Source organism: Burkholderia sp. WSM2230, from assembly GCF_000472445.1.
Lineage (GTDB): Bacteria > Pseudomonadota > Gammaproteobacteria > Burkholderiales > Burkholderiaceae > Paraburkholderia.
Window position 1 is genome coordinate 555834 of sequence record NZ_AXAJ01000002.1, and the last position, 20336, is coordinate 576169.

The 20336-nt window shown below is 64.5% G+C and carries 19 protein-coding genes; 6 read left to right on the plus strand and 13 right to left on the minus strand.

The annotated features are described in order from the left end of the window. Positions 1–27: 27 nt before the first annotated feature. From flgH to flgL, 6 genes are all read left to right on the plus strand, one after another. Positions 28–726 (plus strand): flagellar basal body L-ring protein FlgH, encoded by a 699-nt coding sequence (gene flgH / locus A3AC_RS0108030; RefSeq protein WP_025598256.1) that lies wholly within the window; start codon positions 28–30, stop codon positions 724–726. A gap of 2 nt (positions 727–728) precedes the next feature. Further along, positions 729–1910, plus strand: coding sequence for a flagellar basal body P-ring protein FlgI (locus A3AC_RS0108035; protein WP_025598258.1), 1182 nt, complete (start codon positions 729–731; stop codon positions 1908–1910). 12 nt (positions 1911–1922) lie between these two features. Continuing rightward, positions 1923–2927, plus strand: coding sequence for a flagellar assembly peptidoglycan hydrolase FlgJ (gene flgJ / locus A3AC_RS0108040; protein ID WP_025598259.1), 1005 nt, complete (start codon positions 1923–1925; stop codon positions 2925–2927). A 461-nt stretch (positions 2928–3388) separates the two neighbouring features. Beyond that, the gene (locus A3AC_RS0108045; protein ID WP_198017975.1) at positions 3389–4162 is read left to right on the plus strand and encodes a flagellar brake protein; all 774 of its coding nucleotides are present in this window, start codon (positions 3389–3391) and stop codon (positions 4160–4162) included. Positions 4163–4362: 200 nt separating this feature from the next. Further along, positions 4363–6336 carry a flagellar hook-associated protein FlgK gene (flgK, locus tag A3AC_RS0108050; protein ID WP_025598262.1) on the plus strand — a complete coding sequence of 658 codons (1974 nt, stop codon included), beginning with the start codon at positions 4363–4365 and terminating at the stop codon, positions 6334–6336. Positions 6337–6346: 10 nt separating this feature from the next. Beyond that, a complete protein-coding gene (flgL, locus tag A3AC_RS0108055; protein ID WP_025598263.1) occupies positions 6347–7570 on the plus strand; it encodes a flagellar hook-associated protein FlgL in 1224 nt (407 codons plus the stop codon). A gap of 87 nt (positions 7571–7657) precedes the next feature. Here the strand turns inward: flgL and fliR are convergent, their stop codons facing one another. The 13 genes from fliR to fliF all read right to left on the minus strand — a co-directional run bounded on the left by fliR (position 7658) and on the right by fliF (position 20202). Further along, positions 7658–8440: a flagellar biosynthetic protein FliR gene (fliR, locus tag A3AC_RS0108060; protein ID WP_025598264.1), complete on the minus strand. Its 783-nt coding sequence runs from the start codon at positions 8438–8440 to the stop codon at positions 7658–7660. Positions 8441–8480: 40 nt separating this feature from the next. Next, entirely contained in the window at positions 8481–8750 is a 270-nt protein-coding gene (gene fliQ / locus A3AC_RS0108065) for a flagellar biosynthesis protein FliQ (RefSeq protein ID WP_013340831.1), read from the minus strand. An 85-nt stretch (positions 8751–8835) separates the two neighbouring features. Further along, complete coding sequence (gene fliP, locus A3AC_RS0108070; RefSeq protein WP_025598265.1) at positions 8836–9669, minus strand: flagellar type III secretion system pore protein FliP; 834 nt, start codon at positions 9667–9669, stop codon at positions 8836–8838. Beyond that, positions 9669–10304, minus strand: coding sequence for a flagellar biosynthetic protein FliO (gene fliO, locus A3AC_RS0108075; RefSeq protein ID WP_025598266.1), 636 nt, complete (start codon positions 10302–10304; stop codon positions 9669–9671). The genes fliP and fliO overlap by 1 nt, the downstream gene beginning before the upstream one ends. Continuing rightward, positions 10301–10768, minus strand: coding sequence for a flagellar motor switch protein FliN (fliN, locus tag A3AC_RS0108080; protein ID WP_025598267.1), 468 nt, complete (start codon positions 10766–10768; stop codon positions 10301–10303). The genes fliO and fliN overlap by 4 nt, the downstream gene beginning before the upstream one ends. Next, positions 10761–11759: a flagellar motor switch protein FliM gene (gene fliM / locus A3AC_RS0108085; protein WP_013589920.1), complete on the minus strand. Its 999-nt coding sequence runs from the start codon at positions 11757–11759 to the stop codon at positions 10761–10763. Before fliM ends, fliN begins: the two co-directional genes overlap by 8 nt. Positions 11760–11812: 53 nt before the next feature. Next, positions 11813–12310, minus strand: a complete 498-nt coding sequence (gene fliL / locus A3AC_RS0108090) for a flagellar basal body-associated protein FliL (protein WP_025598268.1) — start codon at positions 12308–12310, stop codon at positions 11813–11815. A 675-nt stretch (positions 12311–12985) separates the two neighbouring features. Further along, a complete protein-coding gene (locus tag A3AC_RS0108095; protein WP_025598270.1) occupies positions 12986–14524 on the minus strand; it encodes a flagellar hook-length control protein FliK in 1539 nt (512 codons plus the stop codon). 62 nt (positions 14525–14586) lie between these two features. Continuing rightward, complete coding sequence (gene fliJ / locus A3AC_RS0108100) at positions 14587–15036, minus strand: flagellar export protein FliJ (RefSeq protein WP_025598271.1); 450 nt, start codon at positions 15034–15036, stop codon at positions 14587–14589. 2 nt (positions 15037–15038) lie between these two features. Then, complete coding sequence (fliI, locus tag A3AC_RS0108105) at positions 15039–16751, minus strand: flagellar protein export ATPase FliI (RefSeq protein WP_025598272.1); 1713 nt, start codon at positions 16749–16751, stop codon at positions 15039–15041. Next, entirely contained in the window at positions 16745–17428 is a 684-nt protein-coding gene (gene fliH, locus A3AC_RS0108110; RefSeq protein ID WP_025598273.1) for a flagellar assembly protein FliH, read from the minus strand. Before fliH ends, fliI begins: the two co-directional genes overlap by 7 nt. Further along, entirely contained in the window at positions 17415–18410 is a 996-nt protein-coding gene (gene fliG / locus A3AC_RS0108115; RefSeq protein WP_025598274.1) for a flagellar motor switch protein FliG, read from the minus strand. The genes fliH and fliG overlap by 14 nt, the downstream gene beginning before the upstream one ends. Next, a complete protein-coding gene (gene fliF, locus A3AC_RS0108120; RefSeq protein WP_025598276.1) occupies positions 18400–20202 on the minus strand; it encodes a flagellar basal-body MS-ring/collar protein FliF in 1803 nt (600 codons plus the stop codon). The genes fliG and fliF overlap by 11 nt, the downstream gene beginning before the upstream one ends. Positions 20203–20336: the final 134 nt, after the last annotated feature.

Consider the following 20336-nt stretch of genomic DNA (forward strand, 5'->3'; position numbering starts at 1 on the left):
AGCGGGAATTGACAGGCGGTAATCAAGATGTCGTACTTCACTCGTAATCCGGTTCATTCGCGCACTGCCGTCGCGCTCGCGCAGCTCACGCTGCTCGCCGCGCTCGGCGGCTGCGGCCTCGTGCCGAAGCAGCCGATCACGCAGCAGCCAATGACGGCCATGCCGCCGATGCCGCCGCAAGCGCAGGCGCCAGGCTCGATCTACAACCCGGGTTACGCGGGCCGGCCGTTGTTCGAAGACCAGCGGCCGCGCAATGTCGGGGACATCCTGACGATCGTGATCCAGGAAAACGTCAACGCCACCAAGTCATCAGGCGCGGGCGTGAACCGCAGCGGCACTACGAGCTTCGACGTGCCGACCGCCGGCTTTCTCGGCGGCCTTTTCGGCAAGGCGAACCTGAGCGCGAACGGCGCCAACAAATTCACCGCGACCGGCGGCGCGAATGCGTCGAACACGTTCAGCGGCACCATCACCGTGACCGTGACGGGCGTGCTGCCGAACGGCAACCTGATGGTCAGCGGCGAAAAGCAGATGCTGATCAACCAGGGCAATGAATTCGTGCGCTTCTCGGGTGTGGTGAACCCGAACACGATTTCGAATTTGAACGCCGTGTACTCCACCCAGGTCGCCGACGCGAAAATCGAATACTCCGCGAAGGGCTATGTCGACGAAGCGGAGAACCTCGGCTGGCTGCAACGCTTTTTCCTCAACGTGTCGCCGTGGTGATCATGGGTACTGTTTCATTCCGCTTCCTCGCGCGCGCCGGCAAGATCGGCCGGGCGCTCGCCTTCGTCGCGCTCGCGTGCGCGGCGCTGCCGGCGGCGACGCCCGCACACGCGGAGCGTCTGAAAGACCTCGTACAGATCCAGGGCGTGCGTGACAATCCGCTGATCGGCTACGGCCTCGTCGTCGGTCTGGACGGCACGGGCGACCAGACCACGCAAACGCCGTTCACCACGCAGACGCTCGCCAACATGCTGGCGAACCTCGGCATCTCGATCAACAATCAGGCGGCCGGTTCGAGCAACTCGCAATCGTCGCTGTCGAACATCCAGTTGAAAAACGTCGCCGCGGTGATGGTGACGGCAGTACTGCCGCCGTTCGCGCGTCCGGGCGAGCAGATCGACATTACCGTGTCGTCGCTCGGCAATGCCAAGAGCCTGCGCGGCGGCACGCTGCTGCTCACGCCGCTCAAGGGCGCCGACGGCCAGGTGTACGCGCTCGGCCAGGGCAACCTCGCGGTCGGCGGCGCGGGCGCAAGCGCGAACGGCAGCAAGGTGCAGGTCAATACGCTGGCTGCGGGCCGCATTGCCGGCGGCGCGATTGTCGAACGCGCGGTGCCGACCTCGGTCTCGCAAGCAGGCACGATGCAGTTGGATCTGAACGAAATGGACTACGACACCACGCAGCGTGTGGTGGCCGCGGTGAACAACGCATTCGGCGGCGGCACGGCCACGGCGCTCGACGGCCGCACGATCCAGTTGCGTGCGCCGACCGATCCCGAACAGCAGGTCGCTTTCATGGCGCAGTTGCAGAACCTCGACGTGAAGCCGGCCCAGGCCGCCGCGAAGGTGATCCTGAACGCGCGCACCGGCTCGATCGTGATGAACCAGATGGTTACGCTGCAGAACTGCGCGGTCGCGCACGGCAATCTGTCGGTCGTGATCAATACGCAGCCGGTGGTGAGCCAGCCGGGCCCGTTCTCGAACGGCCAGACGGTGGTGGCCAAGCAGTCGCAGATTCAGATGAAGCAGGACAACGGCGCACTGAAGATGGTGACGGCCGGCGCGAACCTTGCCGAAGTAGTGAAGGCGCTCAACGCATTGGGGGCGACGCCCGCGGATCTCATGTCGATCCTGCAGGCGATGAAAGCGGCGGGCGCTCTGCGCGCCGACCTGGAAATCATCTAAGGACGAGAAGAGATGAATTCGGATACGACCAATTCCGCCGCGGCGGCGAACGATCTGACCCAGCGCTTCGCGCTCGACGTGCAGGGTTTCGCCAAGCTGAGCGCGCAGGCGAAGGCGTCGCCGCAAGCCGGCATGAAGATGGCCGCGCAGCAGTTCGACGCAGTTTTCACGCAGATGATGTTGAAGAGCATGCGCGATGCGACGCCGCAGGACGGCCCGTTCGATTCGCACGACAGCGCGACCTTCACGTCGATGATGGATCAGCAGTTGTCGCAGCAGCTGTCGCAAAAGGGTATCGGCGTCGCGGATGCGATGCTCAAGCAGTTGATGCGCAACCAGGGCATGCAGGTGAGCGGTGCTAACGGTGCGGGCGGCGCGGGTGGTCTTGCCGGCATGGCCAACGCGCTCGGCGGCGGCAGCGGCGGCGACGAAGGTCAGACCGCGGCGCTCAACGCGCTCGCGAAGGCTTACGGCAATGCGCAGGCCAACGGGCAACTGGCGATGGGCAAGGGCTACTCGGCCAACAGCGCGCTCACGCCGCCATTGAAGGGCGACGGCAGCTCGCCGAAGGTCGACGCTTTCGTCGACAAGCTCGCTGCGCCGGCTCAGGCCGCGAGCGCCGCTACCGGCATTCCGGCGCGCTTCATCATCGGTCAGGCCGCGCTCGAGTCGGGCTGGGGCAAGAGCGAGATCAAGAAAGCCGACGGCACGACGAGCCACAACGTGTTCGGCATCAAGGCGACCAAGGACTGGACCGGCAAGACGGTTTCCACGCTCACCACCGAATATGTGAACGGCAAGCCGCAGCGCGTGGTCGAGAAATTCCGCGCGTACGATTCGTATCAGGAAGCCATGACCGATTACGCGAGCATGCTGAAGGGCAATCCGCGCTATGCACAGGTCATCAATTCCGCGCATGACGTGAAGGGTTTCGCCACCGGCATGCAGCGCGCCGGTTATGCGACCGATCCGCACTATGCAAAGAAACTGATGTCGATTATGAGCAAGATGGGTTGAAACGCCTGTAATACGCTTAACTGGTGGGCTCGACTGGCCGCAATTGACAAACCGGACAGCGGCCAGGCAGCGCGTCAGCAGTTCTGACCGGCAGATAAAAACCATGCACGCGACGGGGCCAGGCGCATGACAAGACGGACGAGGCCGGCTGCCCCACGGCGGCCGGCTTACCCGCGAAACGCATGCGCAAATAGCGGCGTGTCCAGAATGCGGCTGACGATTTACCGACGCGTTATCAGCGCGTTATCAGAGCTTTAACGTTTGCGCGGCGCGATACTAAATAATTCATTGGGCGCCCCTAAATTTTAGCGGGATACTGCCGCTAATCCGTAAGACCCCATACCGGAAGCGTTAAGTCCGGTTGAATGCGCGTGCCACGGTCTGCATGGAAAAAAGACCGCGTGAAAGCCCCGGCAGGAGCTCTGGCACGTGCCCGCAAGAACATGCATACCGGCAAGCCCATGGAAACCAATCAGTCGAACGGCCAGACCGACACGCAAATCCAGTCGCACGTTCCGCTAGACGACAGCGCCCACGATTTCGGCCGTCGCAATCCGCTGGAAATCGGCGTTCAGTTGCGCAATCTCGTCAATCGGGGCGATTTCCTCACCGTTCAGTATCCGGGCGGCCAGCTCGTCACGCGTCTTCTCGACGTCGACGTGCGCGGACGCACCTTCACCTTTGACTGGGGCGCGCTGTCCGATCAGAACCGCAGCCTGCTCGCCGCGGCGGGCTGCCAGTTCCACGCGGCGCCCGAGGGCGTGCGCATGGAGTTCGTCACGGGCACGCCGCGCGAAACGCGCTTTGAGGGACTGCCCGCGTTCGAGGCCGACTTTCCGCAAGTGCTGTTTTATGTGCAACGCCGCGAGTATTTCCGCGTCGACGCGCCCATTCTCGATCCGTACACGTGCAGCGGCCGTCTGCCGGAAGGCGATTCGTTCCGCTTCGAAGTGCACGATCTGTCGCTTGGCGGCGTCGGCATGCGCACGTCCGACGAACGTGTGGCGGAGCTGCCCATGGGCACGCGTCTGGACGATTGCGAACTGTCGCTCGGCCGGCTGGGGCGCCTCTCGCTCGATCTGCAACTCGTGTCGCATCGCTCGCTCGCGCTGCCGAACGGCACGCAGCGTTATCAACTCGGCTTCCGTTTCCTGACGCTGCCAGGCAGCGCGGAAAACACGCTGCAGCGTCTCATCACGCAACTCGAAATGAAGCGCCGTTCGCTCGTTCGCTAACGGGCGGGCGCAGCGGGCGCAATACGCCGGCAGGCGGCAGCGGACTTTCTGCGCCGGCCCCGCCGCGCCGGCCTCGCAAACGTTGAATCAAAGTTACGCAAGCGTCGTGAATGGGCTCAATTTTCCGTCGCGAAAGCCGTTAAACAGTAAGTTCAAGTAACGCGGCGGCATGTGTACGGTGTCGCCCTTCAGGATGACGCATGTCCAATCTCATCAATCTTGGTCTCAGTGGACTGAACGCAGCCCAGTGGGGACTCACGACGACCGGCCAGAACATCAGCAACGCGTCGACGCCCGGCTACACCATCGAAACGCCGGTCTACGCGGAAACCGGCGGCCAGTACACCGGTTCCGGCTATCTGCCGCAGGGCGTCTCGACCGTCACCGTCACGCGTCAGTACAGCCAGTACCTGACCACGCAACTCAATAACGCGCAGTCGTCCAGCAGTTCGCTGTCCACCTACAACTCGTTGATTTCGCAACTGAACAATCTGATCGGCAGCCCGACTGCCGGCATTGCCAGCGCGATCACGAGCTATTTCACGGGCATGCAGAACGTCTCGAACGATGCTTCGAGCCTCGCCACGCGCCAGACGGCGATGAGCGGCGCGCAGACGCTCGCGAACCAGATCAATGCCGCGGGCCAGCAATACGACGCGCTGCGCGAAAGCGTCAACACGCAGTTGAGCAACACCGTTTCGCAGATCAACAGCTACACGCAGCAGATCGCGCAGCTGAACGGCCAGATCAACGCCGCGAGCACTCAGGGCCAGCCGCCGAACCAGTTGCTGGATCAGCGCGACCTCGCCGTGTCGAATCTGTCGCAATTGATCGGCGTGCAGGTCGTCGACAGCAACGGTGCCTACAGCGTATTCATGAGCAACGGCCAGCCGCTCGTGTCGGGCGGCAACAGTTTCAATCTGGGCACCGCGCCTTCCACTGGCGACTCGAGCGAACTGTCGGTGCAGTATCTGGGGCAGGCCGGCGCGAATCCGGCAGCTACGCCGCAGGACTTGCCCGACAGCAAGATCGAGGGCGGCACGCTCGGCGGACTCGTCGCGTTCCGCAGCCAGACGCTTGATCCGGCGGAAGCGCAACTCGGCGCGATCGCCGTCAGCTTCGCCTCGCAGGTCAACGCGCAGAACGCGCTCGGCATCACGCTCGCGGGCGTGCAGGGCGGCGCGCTGTTCTCGGTGGGCAGCCCGACGGTGTATGCGAACACGCAGAACACCGGCAATGCGTCGCTCAGCGTGTCGTTCGCGAACTCCGCCCAGCCGACTACCGGCGACTACACGCTCGCCTACAACGGCAGCACCTACACGCTCACCGACAATTCGACGGGCAAGGTAGTGGGTTCTGCGAGCAACCTGAGCCAGCCGATCAACGGCCTGAATTTCTCGACGACGGGCACCATGAATGCCGGCGACTCGTTCACGGTCGAACCGACCCGTGGCGCGTTGAACAGCTTCGCGACCGCCACCACGGACGCCTCGGCGATCGCCGCCGCGTCGCCGGTTCTGGGCGCGGCCGCGTCGACCAACACGGGCACCGGCGCGATTTCGTCGGGCACGGTGACGGCCGGCTACACGATGCCCAGCTCGACCACCACGCTGACTTACGACGGCACCGGCCTGACCGGCTTCCCGGTCGGCTCCACGGTGACCGTGGCCGGCTCTCCCGCGACCACGTATTCGATCACGAGTGCAACGACCGTCGTGCCGTATTCGTCGAGCACCGGCGCGAGCCTGACGATCAACAACACGACCGCCGGCCAGATGAACAACGTGTCGGTGACCATCAGCGGCGTGCCCGCTGCCGGCGACAAGTTCACCATCGGCCCGAACACCGGCGCGAATAACGACGGCCGCAACGCGCTGGCACTGTCGAACCTGTCCACGGCCAAATCCATGAACGGCGGCACGGTCACGCTGACGGGCGCGTATGCCAACTACGTCAACGACATCGGCAACCAGACGAATCAGATTCAGACTTCGAGCACGGCGCAGGCTTCGCTGGTGACGCAGATCACCACCGCGCAGCAGTCGGTCTCGGGCGTCAACATCAACGAAGAAGCAGCCAATCTGCTTCAGTATCAGCAGCTCTATCAGGCGAACAGCAAGGTGATCCAGACCGCGCAGACCCTGTTCCAGACGCTGCTTGGCATCTTCCAGTGAGGCGTTGAACATGCGCATCTCCAGCACGCAGTACTTCACCATGAACGTGGCGACGATGAGCGATCAGCAGGCTCAGTTGTCGCAGCTTTACGCGCAGATTTCGAGCGGCGTGAGTCTTTCCACGCCGTCGGACAATCCGCTCGGCGCCGCGCAGGCCGTGCAGTTGAGCTCGACCGCGACGAGTCTCGCGCAGTACACGAGCAACCAGAACACCGCGCTCGCGTCGCTGCAGCTCGAAGATTCCACGCTCGGCAGCGTCAACAACGTGCTGCAAAGCATTCACACGCTGGTGCTGCGCGCGGGCGACGGGTCGCTGAACAACGGCGACCGCGGCTCCATCGCAACCGAATTGCAAAGCCTGCGCAGCCAGTTGATGACGCTCGCCAACGCGACCGACCCGCAGGGCAACTATCTGTTCGCCGGCTATCAAAGCAGCGCGCAGCCGTACAACACGAATTCGGCCGGCGTCGTCACGTATTCCGGCGACACCGGCACGCCCGCCGTGCAGATCACTACCTCGCACGTCGTGCAGACCGGCGACAACGGCATTTCGATTTTCGGCAGCGTCGCGCCTATCGGCACGAGCGCGGTGCCGGCCGCAACGGCGGGCAACACGGGCACGGGTGTCATCAGCACGGTGAGCCTGAACAATCCGACCGACCCGACCAACTCGGACACGTACTCGATCAACTTCACGTCGTCGACGACTTACACCGTGAGCCAGACCGATCCGGCGACCGGCACGGTCACGACAAGCGGCCCGCAAGCCTTCACGGCCGGCTCCGCGATCACGCTCGGCGGCCAGTCCATATCGATCAGCGGTGCGCCGAACGCAGGCGACAGCTTCTCGGTGACGCCCGCCACCCAAGGCAGCATGGACGTGTTCGCGAACCTGAGCCAGCTGATCAGCACGCTGCAATCGCCGATCTCGGGCGGTGCGTCGACGGCGAGCTTCCAGAGCGCGCTCGTCACCAGCATGACGCAGCTCGAAAACACGATGAACAACGTGGTGACCGCGCAGGCGACAGTCGGCGGCCGCCAGCAGGAGATTCAGGCGTTGCAGACGGTCACTCAGGCCAACACGCTGCAGACTTCGAGCGATCTGTCCGATCTCACGCAGACCGACATGATCAAGACCGTCGGCAAATACACGTTGGCGCAGAACGCATTGCAAGCGGCACAGCAGGCGTTCGTGAAGATCCAGAACATGTCGTTGTTCCAGTACCTGAGCTGATTGTGCGAGCGGGTAGCCGCTCAATAGCCAAAGGGCGGAAGCCGGTGTGAGCCGGTTCCGCCCTTTCTGTTTTCTCAGCGCGCCAGCTTATTTGAAGCCCAACGCGACGCGTCCCATCTGATCGATGCCGACCGCGAAGAGACGCGCGAAGAACGGAATCATGTTCGGGATCATCAGTTGCAAAAGCAACAGGCCGATCAGCATGGTGAGCGGAAAGCCGATCTGAAACACGCCGATCTGCGGCGCCGCGCGGTTCAGAATGCCGAGCGCGAGGTTGGTGATCAGCAGCGCGGCGACCACCGGAAGAGACAGCAAAAGTCCCGCGGAAAAAATCGTGCTGCCGAAGTTGGCGAGCGTGCGCCAGCCAGGCGAGCCGAGAATGTTTGCCGAGACAGGCAGCGAATTGAACGACGCGAGCAGCGCGCTGATCATCTGCAGATGACCGTCGATCACGAGGAACACCAGCATCGCGATCGTGTACATGTAGCTCGATAACACCTGACTCGAACTGCTCGCCTGTGCGTCGAAGAAGGTTGCAAAGCCGAGACCCATGCCAAGGCCGACGAAATCGCCCGTCGCGCTGATCGCCTGAAAGACGATCTGCATCGTCATGCCGAGCGCAATGCCGATCAGGAACTGGTTGACGATGATCCACACGCCCTCGGCGGAAAACACCGTGACTTGCGGCAGCGCGCCGAGCGTCGGCGCGACGATGATCGTCACGAAGGCCGCGAGGCCGATTTTCACGCGCAATGGCAACGCGCGGTTGCCGAGCACCGGCGCGGTCGCGACCAGCGCGAGAATCCGCACGAACGGCCACAGAAACGCGGTGAGCCAGGCGTTCAGTTGCGCGTACGTGACGGAGAACATGGGGCGGCGAGGCTAGACGCAGAAGAAAAAAACGCGGCGCTCAGTTGACGAGCGTCGGAATGTTGGTGAGCGTCTGGCGCAGATAGTCGAGCATGGTGGTGAGCATCCATGGACCGGCGATCACCATGGTGACCGCGATTGCCAGCAGCTTCGGAATGAACGATAGCGTCGATTCGTTGATCTGCGTGGCGGCCTGAAAGAGGCTCACTACCAGACCGACCACCAGCGCGACGAGCAGAAGCGGCGCGGCGAGCAGCAGGCCGACATACATGGCCTGGTGCGCGAGTGTCATGACGGATTCTGAATTCATGGCATTTCAACCGGAAGCGTGAATAACGTAAGCGACGTGAGCAAACGCGGGCGAGCGCAGCGCCGGGCCACGCCGCGCGTCGCGCTCAAACAAAACTTTGCGCGAGCGAACCGAGCAGCAGTTGCCAGCCGTCGACGAGCACGAACAGCATCAGCTTGAACGGCAGCGAGATCGTTGCGGGCGAAACCATCATCATGCCCATCGACATCAGCACGCTCGCCACCACCATGTCGATGATGAGAAACGGAATGAAGATCGTGAAGCCGATCTGGAAGCCCGTCTTCAGTTCGCTCGTGACGAACGACGGCACCAGCAGCGACAGCGGCACATCTTCCGGGCCTTGCATCGGCGCGGCATGCGAAATGCGCGCGAAGAGTGCGAGGTCGGTTTCGCGCGTCTGCCGCAGCATGAATGTCTTGAATGGCGCGAGGCCGCGGCTCACCGCCGTTTCCATGGGAACCGTGCCCTCCGAGAAGGGCTTATAGCCGTCCGTGTACGCCTTGTCGAGCACCGGCGACATCACGAAGAGCGTGAGAAAGAGCGCGAGGCCGACCAGCACCTGATTCGGCGGCGTGGTCGTCGTGCCGAGCGCCTGGCGTAGCAGCGACAACACGATGATGATGCGCGTGAAGCTCGTCATCATCAGCACCATGGCCGGCAGGAACGACAGCATCGTGAGCAGCAGCATCGTCTGCACGCTCAGCGAATAGGTGGTGCCGCCGTTCGGGCCCGGGCTCGTGTTGAAGGCCGGCAAGCCGGCGGTCTGCGCGAATGACAGAGTCGGCAGGGCGAGCATCAGCGCGGGCAATGCAACCGAGGCGATGGGCGCGGCGCGGCGCAAACCGCGAATCACTGTAGAGACGGTGCGCGAGCTGCGGGTGGAGTGCGCGCCATGCGCCGATTGAAGACTGAACTGCATTACCGAACCCCGTTGCCTTGCCCGTTGAAACGTTTGCTCACTTCGCCCTTCAAGGCGTCGCGAAAGCGCTGGCCGAAGCTGCCAGACAATGTGCTGCCGCTTGTGCCGCTTGTGCCACTCGTACCGCCGACGTTGCCTGCGCCCGGCGTGCCACCTTGCGCATGGCCCACGCTTTCGATGGCGACCGAGCCGGCCGGCATCGAATGAAGCAGACGCACGTTGCCGGGCGCGGCGCCGAGCACGAGCCACGTGTCGCCGATCTCGACCACCGCGACGCGCTCCTTGCCGCCGAGCGACGCGCCGCCGACCGTCTTGACGAGCCCGCTGCGGCTGCCCGGCTGCAAGCCGAAGCGGCGCGCGAGCCACGCGCATCCGAACACGAGACCGATCACGACGACAAGGCCGACGATGGTTTGCAATACCGCGCCGACACCAAGCGCCGGAACCGCGGTGCCTGCGCCGACGCTCGACGCCATCTTCGCTGCGTTGTTGACCGCGTTCATGTCGGCCGCGTGAGCGGCGAGCGGTGCGCACAGTGCGTAAAACGACGCCGTCGCCGACAGAACCGCGCACGCTGCGCGGGAGTAAGCATGATGCGACGCAGAGAGCACGGCGCGGCGGACTGCGGGTTTCATCGATTCAACTTCCGGATACGTTCGGACGGCGTGATGATGTCGGTCAGGCGAATGCCGAACTTGTCGTTCACCACGACCACTTCACCTTGTGCGATCAGACAGCCGTTGACGAGCACGTCCATCGGCTCGCCGGCCATGCCGTCCAGTTCCACCACCGAACCTTGCGCGAGTTGCAGCAGGTTGCGGATCGCGAGCTTGGTGCGGCCCAGCTCGACCGTCATCTGAACCGGAATGTCCAGAATCATGTCGATGTCGTTGCGCGTCGTGGTCGGCGCGACTTTCGACAGCGGCTGGAACACGCCGGCCGTGCTGGCGCTGATCTCGCTGCTGTTGTCGTTCTGCTCGGCAAGCGCGCTCGCCCAGTCGGCGAGTGCTGCTTCGTCCTCGGCGCTCGCGGCGTCGGCGGCAACCTGCGCCGCGGCGGCGCTCAGCTCTTCCTCGGGCTTTGCGTTCAGATCACTCATATCCACCTTCCTTCATCGTGTCGGCTGCGCTGATCATCTTTTGCACGCGCAACGCGTATTGACCATTGAAAATTCCGTAGCCGCATTCCATCACCGGCACACCGTCGACTTTGGCGGTGATCTGCTCGGGAATGTTGATCGGCAGAACATCGCCCTTGCGCATGTTCAGAATCTGTTCGAACGTGATCGGCACCTGCGCGAGGTCGGCGGTCAGTTCGACTTCCGCTGCCTGCACCTGCTGCGACAGCACGCGGACCCAGCGGCGGTCGACTTCGAGCGCCTCGCCCTGGATCGGCGACGACAGAATGTCGCGAATCGGTTCGATCATCGAATACGGCATGCAGATGTGCAGCGTGCCGCCCGTCGTGCCGAACTCGATCGAGAACTGCGTAACGATGACGATTTCGTTCGGCGTCGCCACGTTGGCGAACTGCGTGTGCATTTCGGAGCGCATGTATTCGAACTGCAGCGGACGCACGCTCTTCCACGACGCCGCGTAGTGTTCAAACGTCAGATTGAGCAGCTTCATGATGATGCGCTGCTCGGTCTGCGTGAAATCGCGCCCTTCGACCCGCGTATGAAAACGTCCGTCGCCGCCAAACAGGTTGTCGACCACGAAGAACACCAGGTTCGGGTCGAACACGAACAGCGACGTGCCGCGCAACGGCTTCACGTGGACCAGGTTCAGGTTGGTCGGGATCGGCAGGTTGCGGGTGAACTCGCTGTACTTCTGCACCTTCACCGGACCGACGGAGATTTCCGCCGAACGCCGCATGAAGTTGAAGATGCCCACGCGCAACAGGCGCGCGAAGCGGTCGTTGATGATTTCGAGGCCGGGCATCCGGCCGCGGACGATGCGTTCCTGCGTCGCGATATTGTAGGGACGTACGCCTACACGTTCGCTTTGCTCGGCTTCGGAGTCGGACTCGCCGGTTACGCCCTTGAGGAGGGCATCGACCTCCTCCTGGGACATGAACTCTTCGTGGCCCATTTCTTATTCCTCGTGCATACCGTGGCGTTGGATGAGGGCAGTGCGCAACCGCGTCACTGCACGACGAATTCGGTGAACAGCACGTCCTGGACGTGGATCGGCGCGGCGCCCTTGTCGGTCGGCTGCTCGATCAGCGTGCGCAGTTCGGTGGCGAGCGCGTGCTTGCCTTCGAGCGGCGCCAGTTCATCGGGATGATGGTTCGACAGCGCGAGCAGGATGCGGCTGCGGATTTCCGGCATGTGATCGGTGAGTTCCTGCTGCGTCTTTGGATCGGTGAGCTTCAGCGTGAGGCCGATGCGCAGGAAGTGCTGCTGGCCGTCGTCCGATTGCAGGTTGACCGTCATCGATTCGAGCGGGAAAAACGTGGGCGCGGGAGCCGGGGCCGGCGCGGCCGCCGAGGCGGCGGCCGGAGCGCGTTTGGACATGAAGAACCACACCCCTGCGCCGGTCGCGCCGGCGGCGACGATAGCGATGAGGGCGATCAGGATGATGCGCTTCAAGGGGCCCGGCGATGCGGGCGCGGCTTGCTGATTTGCGGGAGTGGTAGCCATGAAGTTTGCTGTACTTGCCGTTAGTGCTGGTGATAGTGATTGTTGTTGATTTGCCTGCGGCGCGATGGGTCGAACAGAAGGGTTAATGCGGGCTATCTCTTGTTTTTGTTCTTTGCCGGATGGGTTTTTAACTACCTTGGCCTTTCCTTGAATTTACGGTGGGCTTTGGGCTTTAACCCCTTTGGCCTTTCCTTGAGTTCACGGCGGTCTATTGGCGTTGCCCTGTGCGGGGCGGCACCTACTTGCTTTGTCCCCCAGGGGACTCCCTTCGGGGCGCCGCCGCAAAGAAAGTAGGCGAAGAAAAACCGTAAGCCCGCGACGGAGGGACGAAAAGACAGAGGCGCGCAGCATGCGATGGTTGCGAACGACCGCTGCGGCGCGCGTAGCGCCGCCGGAAGAATGACTGCCTTGTCACCGGGGCGGAATGTGCGAGGGCACGGATTCCAGATGCACCACTGCCCCTTCCAGGCCAGGGGACCCACTTATGAGCTGGCGGTGAGCCGGCTTTCTTTGCTTACTTTCTTTGCGGCGGCGCCCCGAAGGAAGTCGCCTAGGGGACAAAGAAAGTAAGTGCCGCCCCGCATAGGGGCAACGCCAATAGATCACCGTGAATTCAAGGAAAGGCCAAGGAGGTAAAAACGCGCCGCAGGCAAAAAGGCAAAAAAGGCAAAAAGATCACGCAAACGTATCCACCAGCCCCACAGTCCGCCGCGCAGCGGCACCCTCAGAACCAACAACCACGCCGGCACCGCCCCCACCAAACCCATCCCCGCCGGCCGCGGAGCGGCCACCAGACCTTGCTGACCCCGAATCGGCATTCTGCTGCTGCCCGCCCTGGCGCCCAAACCCGTCGCTGACGCTCGTGCTGCCCAGCCCAATACCGTTGGCTTCCATCGCCTCGCGCAATTTCGGCAAAGCCGCCTCGACGGCCTCACGCACCTGTTGATGCTGTGACACGAACAACGCGTGTGCATGGTTGTCGGCCACCTGCAAGACCACCTGCAGCGGCCCGAGATCCTTTGGATTCAACGTCAACTCGGCGCTCTGCGAATGCGCATTCGACAGGAACACCACCTTCTGGCTCAACGCCTCCTCCCAGTCGGTCGTACCGACCTGCGGTCCCAATGCATTCGCCGCTTCCGCCGCGCTCGCGTTGCCCGTGGTTTGCACCGCAGCGGTCGTGCTCGCCGCGCTCGCCGCCGCCTGGCTCGCGGCCAGCGCCGCCGTCGCGGCATCTGCTGCATTCTTGAACGACGCCAGGTCGGGCGTCGGCGCACCCGCCGTATCCGCTGATGTCAACGCGCCCGCCGCAGCCGCCGAAGCCGCCGCGCCAGGATCGGCAACCGTCGTCGCCGCCGTTGTCAATGCGCCGCGCGTCGCTGCCGAGCCCTTGCCGCCGCCGGTCAATGCGCCTTCAAGCGTCTTGCCGGTCGTGTCGTTCAGCGCCGCATTCGCGCTCGCCAGACCGTTCGCCGCCGCGGCGGCTGCCGCGCCGCTCGCCAATGCCTGCGACGGCACCACCGCCTGGCCGTTCGCCAGCGCAGCGAGCGCCGCCTGCAACGAGTCCTGCAGCGACTTGGGATCGGCCGGCGCTTTCTTGCCCGGCACGCCGGGGGGCGTGGCATCGGTAGCCGCGCCGGTTGCCGTCGGGTCCGCATTCGCCGCTGCGGCGAGATTCACGCCGGCCGGATCGGCGGCCGTGCCCGCGTCGGCTTGAGCTTGCGCCTGTGCCTGGGCTTGCGCGGCCGCTGCTGCCGCCGCGCTGCCGGCGTCGTTGGCGCTCGCGGCATTGGCGGGCTTCGGGGGCGTGGCCCCGGCCTTGTCCGTCGATGCCTGCTGCGGCTTGTCCGCCGGCGCAGCGGATGACGCCGTCTCTGTCGTGGTGTCGTCGTCGCTGTGGCTTTTCGCGTCGTCGGCGCTCTGCGTCGTGGAATCGTCCGGCGGGGGCGCGTCGTGCACGCTGGAGCCCTGCGATACATCCGCGGACGGCCGGCTTGCACCGGCGTTCACGTCGGGCGTCGTGCTCACAGCGTTACTCGCCGCCGCACTCGCCGCCGCAGCATTTTGCAGGTCGATGCTTTGTTGCAGCGTCCGCGAAAACGGCTTCGCATTGGCAGCGGCAAGCGCCGCCGCATTGCTGGAATTGCTGGAGCTGCTGGTGGAGCTGCTGCCGCTCGCGCCGAGCAGCGAGCCGATCTGTGAGAGAAACGACATAAGTGTCCTGTCAATCCGTCAAAGGGTACGGTGTCGAGTCAGTGGGTCGGGGCGGCGCGGCGTCAGGCACCTTCCGCGCGCATCCTCAGAATTCTTGCTGCATGTTCGTCGGCGTCGCGCTGATCGCGCCGCGCCACGGTTTTTGCCTCGGCGGCTTCGCCGCGCGCCTGCAGCACCTCGTAAGAGCCGAGCTTCTGCTTCTGACGCTGCCAGTCAGGCTTGGCCGCCTCGAGCCGCGCAGTCGCCGCGGCGAGCAGCTTGCGCTGCTGTTCGATGGCGGCGTCGAGCGTGTCGATGAACGCCTGGAAATTGCGCATGTTGCCGGCGGGCATGCCCGCTTGGGCGGTCGCCGTGAAACGCGCGTGGTATTCGTCGCGGTACTGCACGAGGGCGTTCAACTGCGCCTCGACTTCGTTGCGCTCGCGCTGCGCACGGCCAAGACGTTGCGCGGCGGCGTCGACGTCGTCCTGCGCGAGACCAATCAGCGTCTTGATCGGAAAGTGTTTCGCCATCGTCAGCCTCCTTGGGCAAACAGCGCGTCCAGCATCTCTATACTCGGTTCAAAGTTCGCGCATTCGCGAAAGCCTTGCTGCAAGAAGGCTTCCATCCGCGGATATAGCGCGATGGCGCGATCGAGCAGCGCGTCGCGTCCGCTTGAATAAGCGCCCACGTTGATCAGATCGCGGTTGCGCTGATAGCGCGACAGCATCTGCTTGAACATACGCGTTTTGTCCAGATGATTGTCGTCGATCAGCGCGGTCATTGCCCGGCTAATCGACGCTTCGATGTCGATCGCCGGATAGTGGCCGGCTTCCGCGAGCGAGCGCGACAGCACGATATGGCCGTCGAGAATCGCGCGTGCGGAGTCGGCGATCGGATCCTGCTGGTCGTCGCCTTCGGTCAGCACCGTGTAGAACGCGGTGATCGAGCCGCCGCCCGCCGGGCCATTGCCGGTACGTTCGACGAGCGCCGGCAGCTTGGCGAACACCGAAGGCGGATAGCCCTTCGTCGCGGGCGGTTCACCCACGGCGAGCGCGATCTCGCGCTGAGCCATCGCGTAACGCGTCAGCGAATCCATGAGCAGCAGCACGTGCTTGCCCTGGTCGCGGAAATATTCGGCAAGCGACGTGGAGTAGGCGGCCGCCTGCATCCGCAAAAGCGGCGAAACGTCCGCAGGAGCAGCGATCACTACCGAACGCGCGAGGCCTTCCTCACCGAGAATCTGTTCGATGAATTCCTTTACTTCGCGGCCGCGTTCGCCGATCAGGCCGATCACGATCACTTCGGCGCTGGTGTAGCGCGCCATCGTGCCGAGCAGCACCGATTTACCGACACCCGAACCGGCGAAGAGGCCCATGCGCTGCCCACGTCCCACCGTCAGCAGCGCATTGATCGCGCGCACGCCGACGTCCAGCACCTTGTGGATCGGCTCCCGGTTTAACGGGTTGATGACCGGCGCGGAGAGCGGCGCATCAGCATGCGCACCGAGCGGGCCGAGGCCGTCGAGCGGCCGGCCGGACGCGTCGAGCACGCGGCCGAGCAGTTCCCAGCCGACCGGCAGGCGCTTGGCGCCCGCCATCGGGTCGGCGATCGGCGCGCTTTCCAGCGGAAAGACGCGCGCGCCGGGCAAGAGGCCGATCACTTCGGTAGTCGGCATCAGAAACAGTTTGTCGCCGGAGAAGCCGACCACTTCGGCTTCGGCCATCGGCAGCGAACTGCCGGGCGGCAGCTCGATCATGACTTCGGCGCCCACCGAAAGACGCAGCCCCACCGCTTCGAGCACGAGACCGGCGGCGCGCGTGAGGCGTCCGCAGGCGCGCATCGGCTTGGCGATCGCGTTGCGCGCGCGCAGGGCATCGAGCCGGCCGCGCCAGGCTTGCACGTGCGGATTGCTGTCGAGCGCGGGATCGTAAGGCGCGGCAGCCGCTGCTTTGGAAGCGGCGCGCGCGACGCCCGCTATACCCGCGGCCGCGTGGGCAGATGGCGCCGACTCGCGGCTCGCGGCTGCGCCAGTCAGTGGATGCGTGTGGCTCGCAGCCGCGACATCTGTCATGTCCGCCGCGTCCGCCATGTCTGTTGCCGAGGCGGCTGAAACGCCAACGGCCGAAACCGCGTCCGCAAACGGCGTGTCCGCCAGCGCCTCCGGTCCGAACGATGCCAGCGCCAGCTCGCGTTCGAGCGGCGTCAGGTCGCTTGCGCGGATTTCCTCGAGCGTCGGCTTCACCATGTGCTCACTTTGCCGAGCGCCGCGGCGACGCGTTCCCAGCGTGTCTCGATGCCCGCATCCACTTCGCCGCTGCCGGCCTGTGCGCGGCAGCCGCCGCGCTCAACCGCCGGATCGGTGCGCACGGTCCAGCCGCGCGTTTGCAGTTCTTCCATTAGATAGGCTTCGACCACCGGCAAATCGGCCGGACTCACGATCAGCGCGGGCGCGCCCGTGAGCGCGGGCTCGGCGGCGAGCACTTCGCGCGCGGCGGCGATCAGCGCGGTCGGGTCGTGCTGCACATGCTGGCGCACCACCTGTTGCGCAATGTCGAGCGCGAGCGAGACGAGCGTCTCCGAAATGGCGCCTTGCGCGCCGTCGAGCGCCGCCTTGAAGGTTTCGGCGAGTGCCGCGAGTCTTGCAGCTTCCTCGCGCGCTTCGCTTCTTCCCTGTTCGAAGCCTTGCGCGTGACCCTGCTCATAGCCCGCCTGATAGCCGAGTGCCTGACCGGCCACATGGCCCGACGCGATGCCCTGCGCGTGCGCGGCTTCGCGCAGCCGTTCGAGTTCGGCTTCGAGCGCCGCTTCGTCGGCCTCGGAGTTCGCCGGCGCCGGCGGCACCGGATCGAACGAGGCCATCTCCCAGCGCTGGTAGGCCGAGAGGCTTTCCTTCGCCGTGGAGTTGCGATTAGACATATGCATCTTCCGCCTTGCCGCCAATCACGATCTGACCGCTTTCCGCCAGATTGCGCACGATCTGCAGGATGCGGCGCTGCTGCGTCTCCACTTCGGAGACGCGCACGGGGCCGCGCGCGTCGAGGTCTTCGGCGAGCAGTTCGGCCGCGCGCTGCGACATGTTCGACAGGAACTTCTGACGCAGCGCGGGCGCCGCGCCCTTCAGCGAGATGATCAGCGCTTCCGACTCCACTTCCTTCAGCAGCAACTGGATCGCGCGGTCTTCCAGGTCGAGCAGGTTCTCGAACACGAACATCTGGTCGACGATCTTCTGCGCGAGCTCCGCGTCGTACTGGCGGACGTTCTCGATGACGCCTTCCTCGTGATTGCTCGACATGAAGTTGAGAATTTCCGCCGCCGTGCGGATGCCGCCCATCGGGCTGCGCTTCAGGTTGTCGCTGCCCGACAGCAGGTGCGTGAGCACGTCGTCGAGTTCGCGCAGCGCGGCCGGCTGGATACCGTCAAGCGTGGCGATCCGCAACAGCACGTCGTTACGCAGGCGGTCCGTGAAGCAGGCGACGATTTCCGACGCCTGATCGCGGTCAAGGTGAACGAGAATCGTCGCGATGATCTGCGGATGCTCGTTCTTGATCAGTTCGGCGACCGCCGGCGAGTCCATCCACTTGAGGCCCTCGATACCGCTCGTATCGCTGCCTTGCAGAATCCGGTCAATGATCGCGCCGGCCTTGTCGTCGCCGAGCGCCTTGGTCAGCACCGAACGGATGTACTCGTTCGAGTCCAGCGACATGCCGGTGTGCTTTTCCGCCTCGCGCACGAATTCGTGCAGGACCGCGTCGATTTCCTCGCGCGTCACGGCCTTCATGGCGGCCATCGCGACGCCGATCTTCTGGACTTCGCGCGGTCCAAGGAACTTGAACACCTGCGCAGCTTCTTCCTCGCCGATCGACATCAGCAGAAGCGCGCTCTTCATTACGCCTTCAGCGCTCATCGGTCACCCAATTCTTGACGACAGTTGCAACGATCTTCGGATCCTGGCGCGCGATGTTGCGCGCGAACTCGAGATTCCGCTCATATTTGTGTTTCGCGTTTTCCAGCGCGAGCAGTTCGGCGTCGCTGGTGTCGATCTCGACGGTGCCGTTGGCGGCCCGCTCCGCAGCCGGAATGCCGTCGAGCAGGATCGGCTCGTCCGGCGACGGCAGCGCCGCTGCGGCGACCGGCTCCGGCGGCGGGAAGGCGCGGCGCAGCGCCGGCTTCACCATCACGAAGTAGAGGAACAGGGCCACCGCGCCGATGCCGAGATACGTCGCGATCTGCTTGTACAGCGCGAGCATGTCAGGCGTGCGCCACCACGGCAGGTCCGCGTTCGGGTCCAGTTCGGCGGTGAACGGGCTGTTGACCACGTTGACCGAGTCGCCGCGCTGCGCGTCGAAGCCCATCGCGTCCTTCACGAGCTGGTTGACCTGCGCGAGCTTGTCGGCGCTGACCGGCTGCATCGTGGCGTGACCCTTGCCGTCGACCACACGCAGATAGTTGACCACCACCGCCACCGACAGGCGCTTGATGCCGCCCATCGGCTGCTCGAGGTGACGCACGGTCTTGTCGAGCTCGTAGTTGGTCGTCATGTCCTTGCGGTCGCTGACCGGCGTAGTCGTGACGCTGCTGCTCGCGCCATTTGGCGCATTGATCGGCGCGGAGGCCGGCTGCGGCGGCTGGTTCGACAACGCGCCCGGCACACCTGAGGCACCGCCTTGCGACATTTCGGTCGCCGTGCTCGATTGCTGGCTGCGGATTGCCGCCTGCTGCGGGTTGCCGTTCGGGCCGTAGTTTTCCGAAGTCTGTTCGCTGCGCGAGAAGTCGATGTCGGCGCTCACCTGCGAATGCGCGTTGCCGGCGCCGAAGAGCGGCGCGAGGATCGCGTCGATGCGCTGCTGCGTGTTGCGCTCGATCTGCTGGCGATACTTCAGTTGCGATGCGTCGAGTCCGCCGCCCACTGACGGCTGCGTGAGCAGATTGCCGTCCTGGTCGAGAATGGTTACGCCCTTGACCGGCATTTCCGGCACCGCGGAGGACACCATGTGGGTAATCGCCAGCACCTGGCCTTCGTCAAGCGCGCGGCCCGGGTACAGGTTGACGAGCACCGAAGCGGACGGCGCTTCCTTGTCGCGCACGAATACGGACGGCTTCGGAATTGCCAGATGCACGCGCGCCGACTTCACCGACGAAATCGATTCGATCGTGCGTTCCAGCTCGCCTTCCAGCGCGCGCTGATAGTTGATCTGCTCGGCGAACTGGCTGATGCCGAACTTCTGGTTGTCCATCAATTCGAAGCCGACCGAGCCGCTCTTCGGCAGGCCCTGCGATGCGAGGCGCAGCCGCATCTCATGCACCTGCTCGGCCGGCACGAGGATCGCGCCGCCGGCATCGGAGAACTTGTAGGGAATGTTCGCCTGCTGTAGCGCCGTGATGATGGCGCCGCCGTCGCGGTCCGACAGGTTGCTGTAGAGCACCTTGTAGTCCGGCGCGCGCGACCACAGGAACAGACCCGCGACCACCGCGACGAGCAGCGCGACCGCGAAGATCAGCGGGGCGCGCGGGTTGCCGCGCATCTGCGCGAGGCCCGACAGGCGCTGGCCAAAATTGCCGCCGAGGCCGCCACCGAGGCCACCCAGGTCCGCGTTGCCGCCGGGCTGGCCGGCGCCCGCCGCGGCCGCGCCGGGCTGCGCGCCGGCGAGGCCCATGCGGGCGTCGGGGTTGATCAAAGAGTTGGCTGACGAATCCATGCGTCGGGTTTCTCCGGGATGCCTTTGCGTTCTGCCGCGCTACCGCGCCGACGGCCGGCGGGAGTATGGACAGATACTTTCACGACTGAAATTATCCGCACGGCAGCCCCGCCCGATTGCTTGAATAGAGCCGG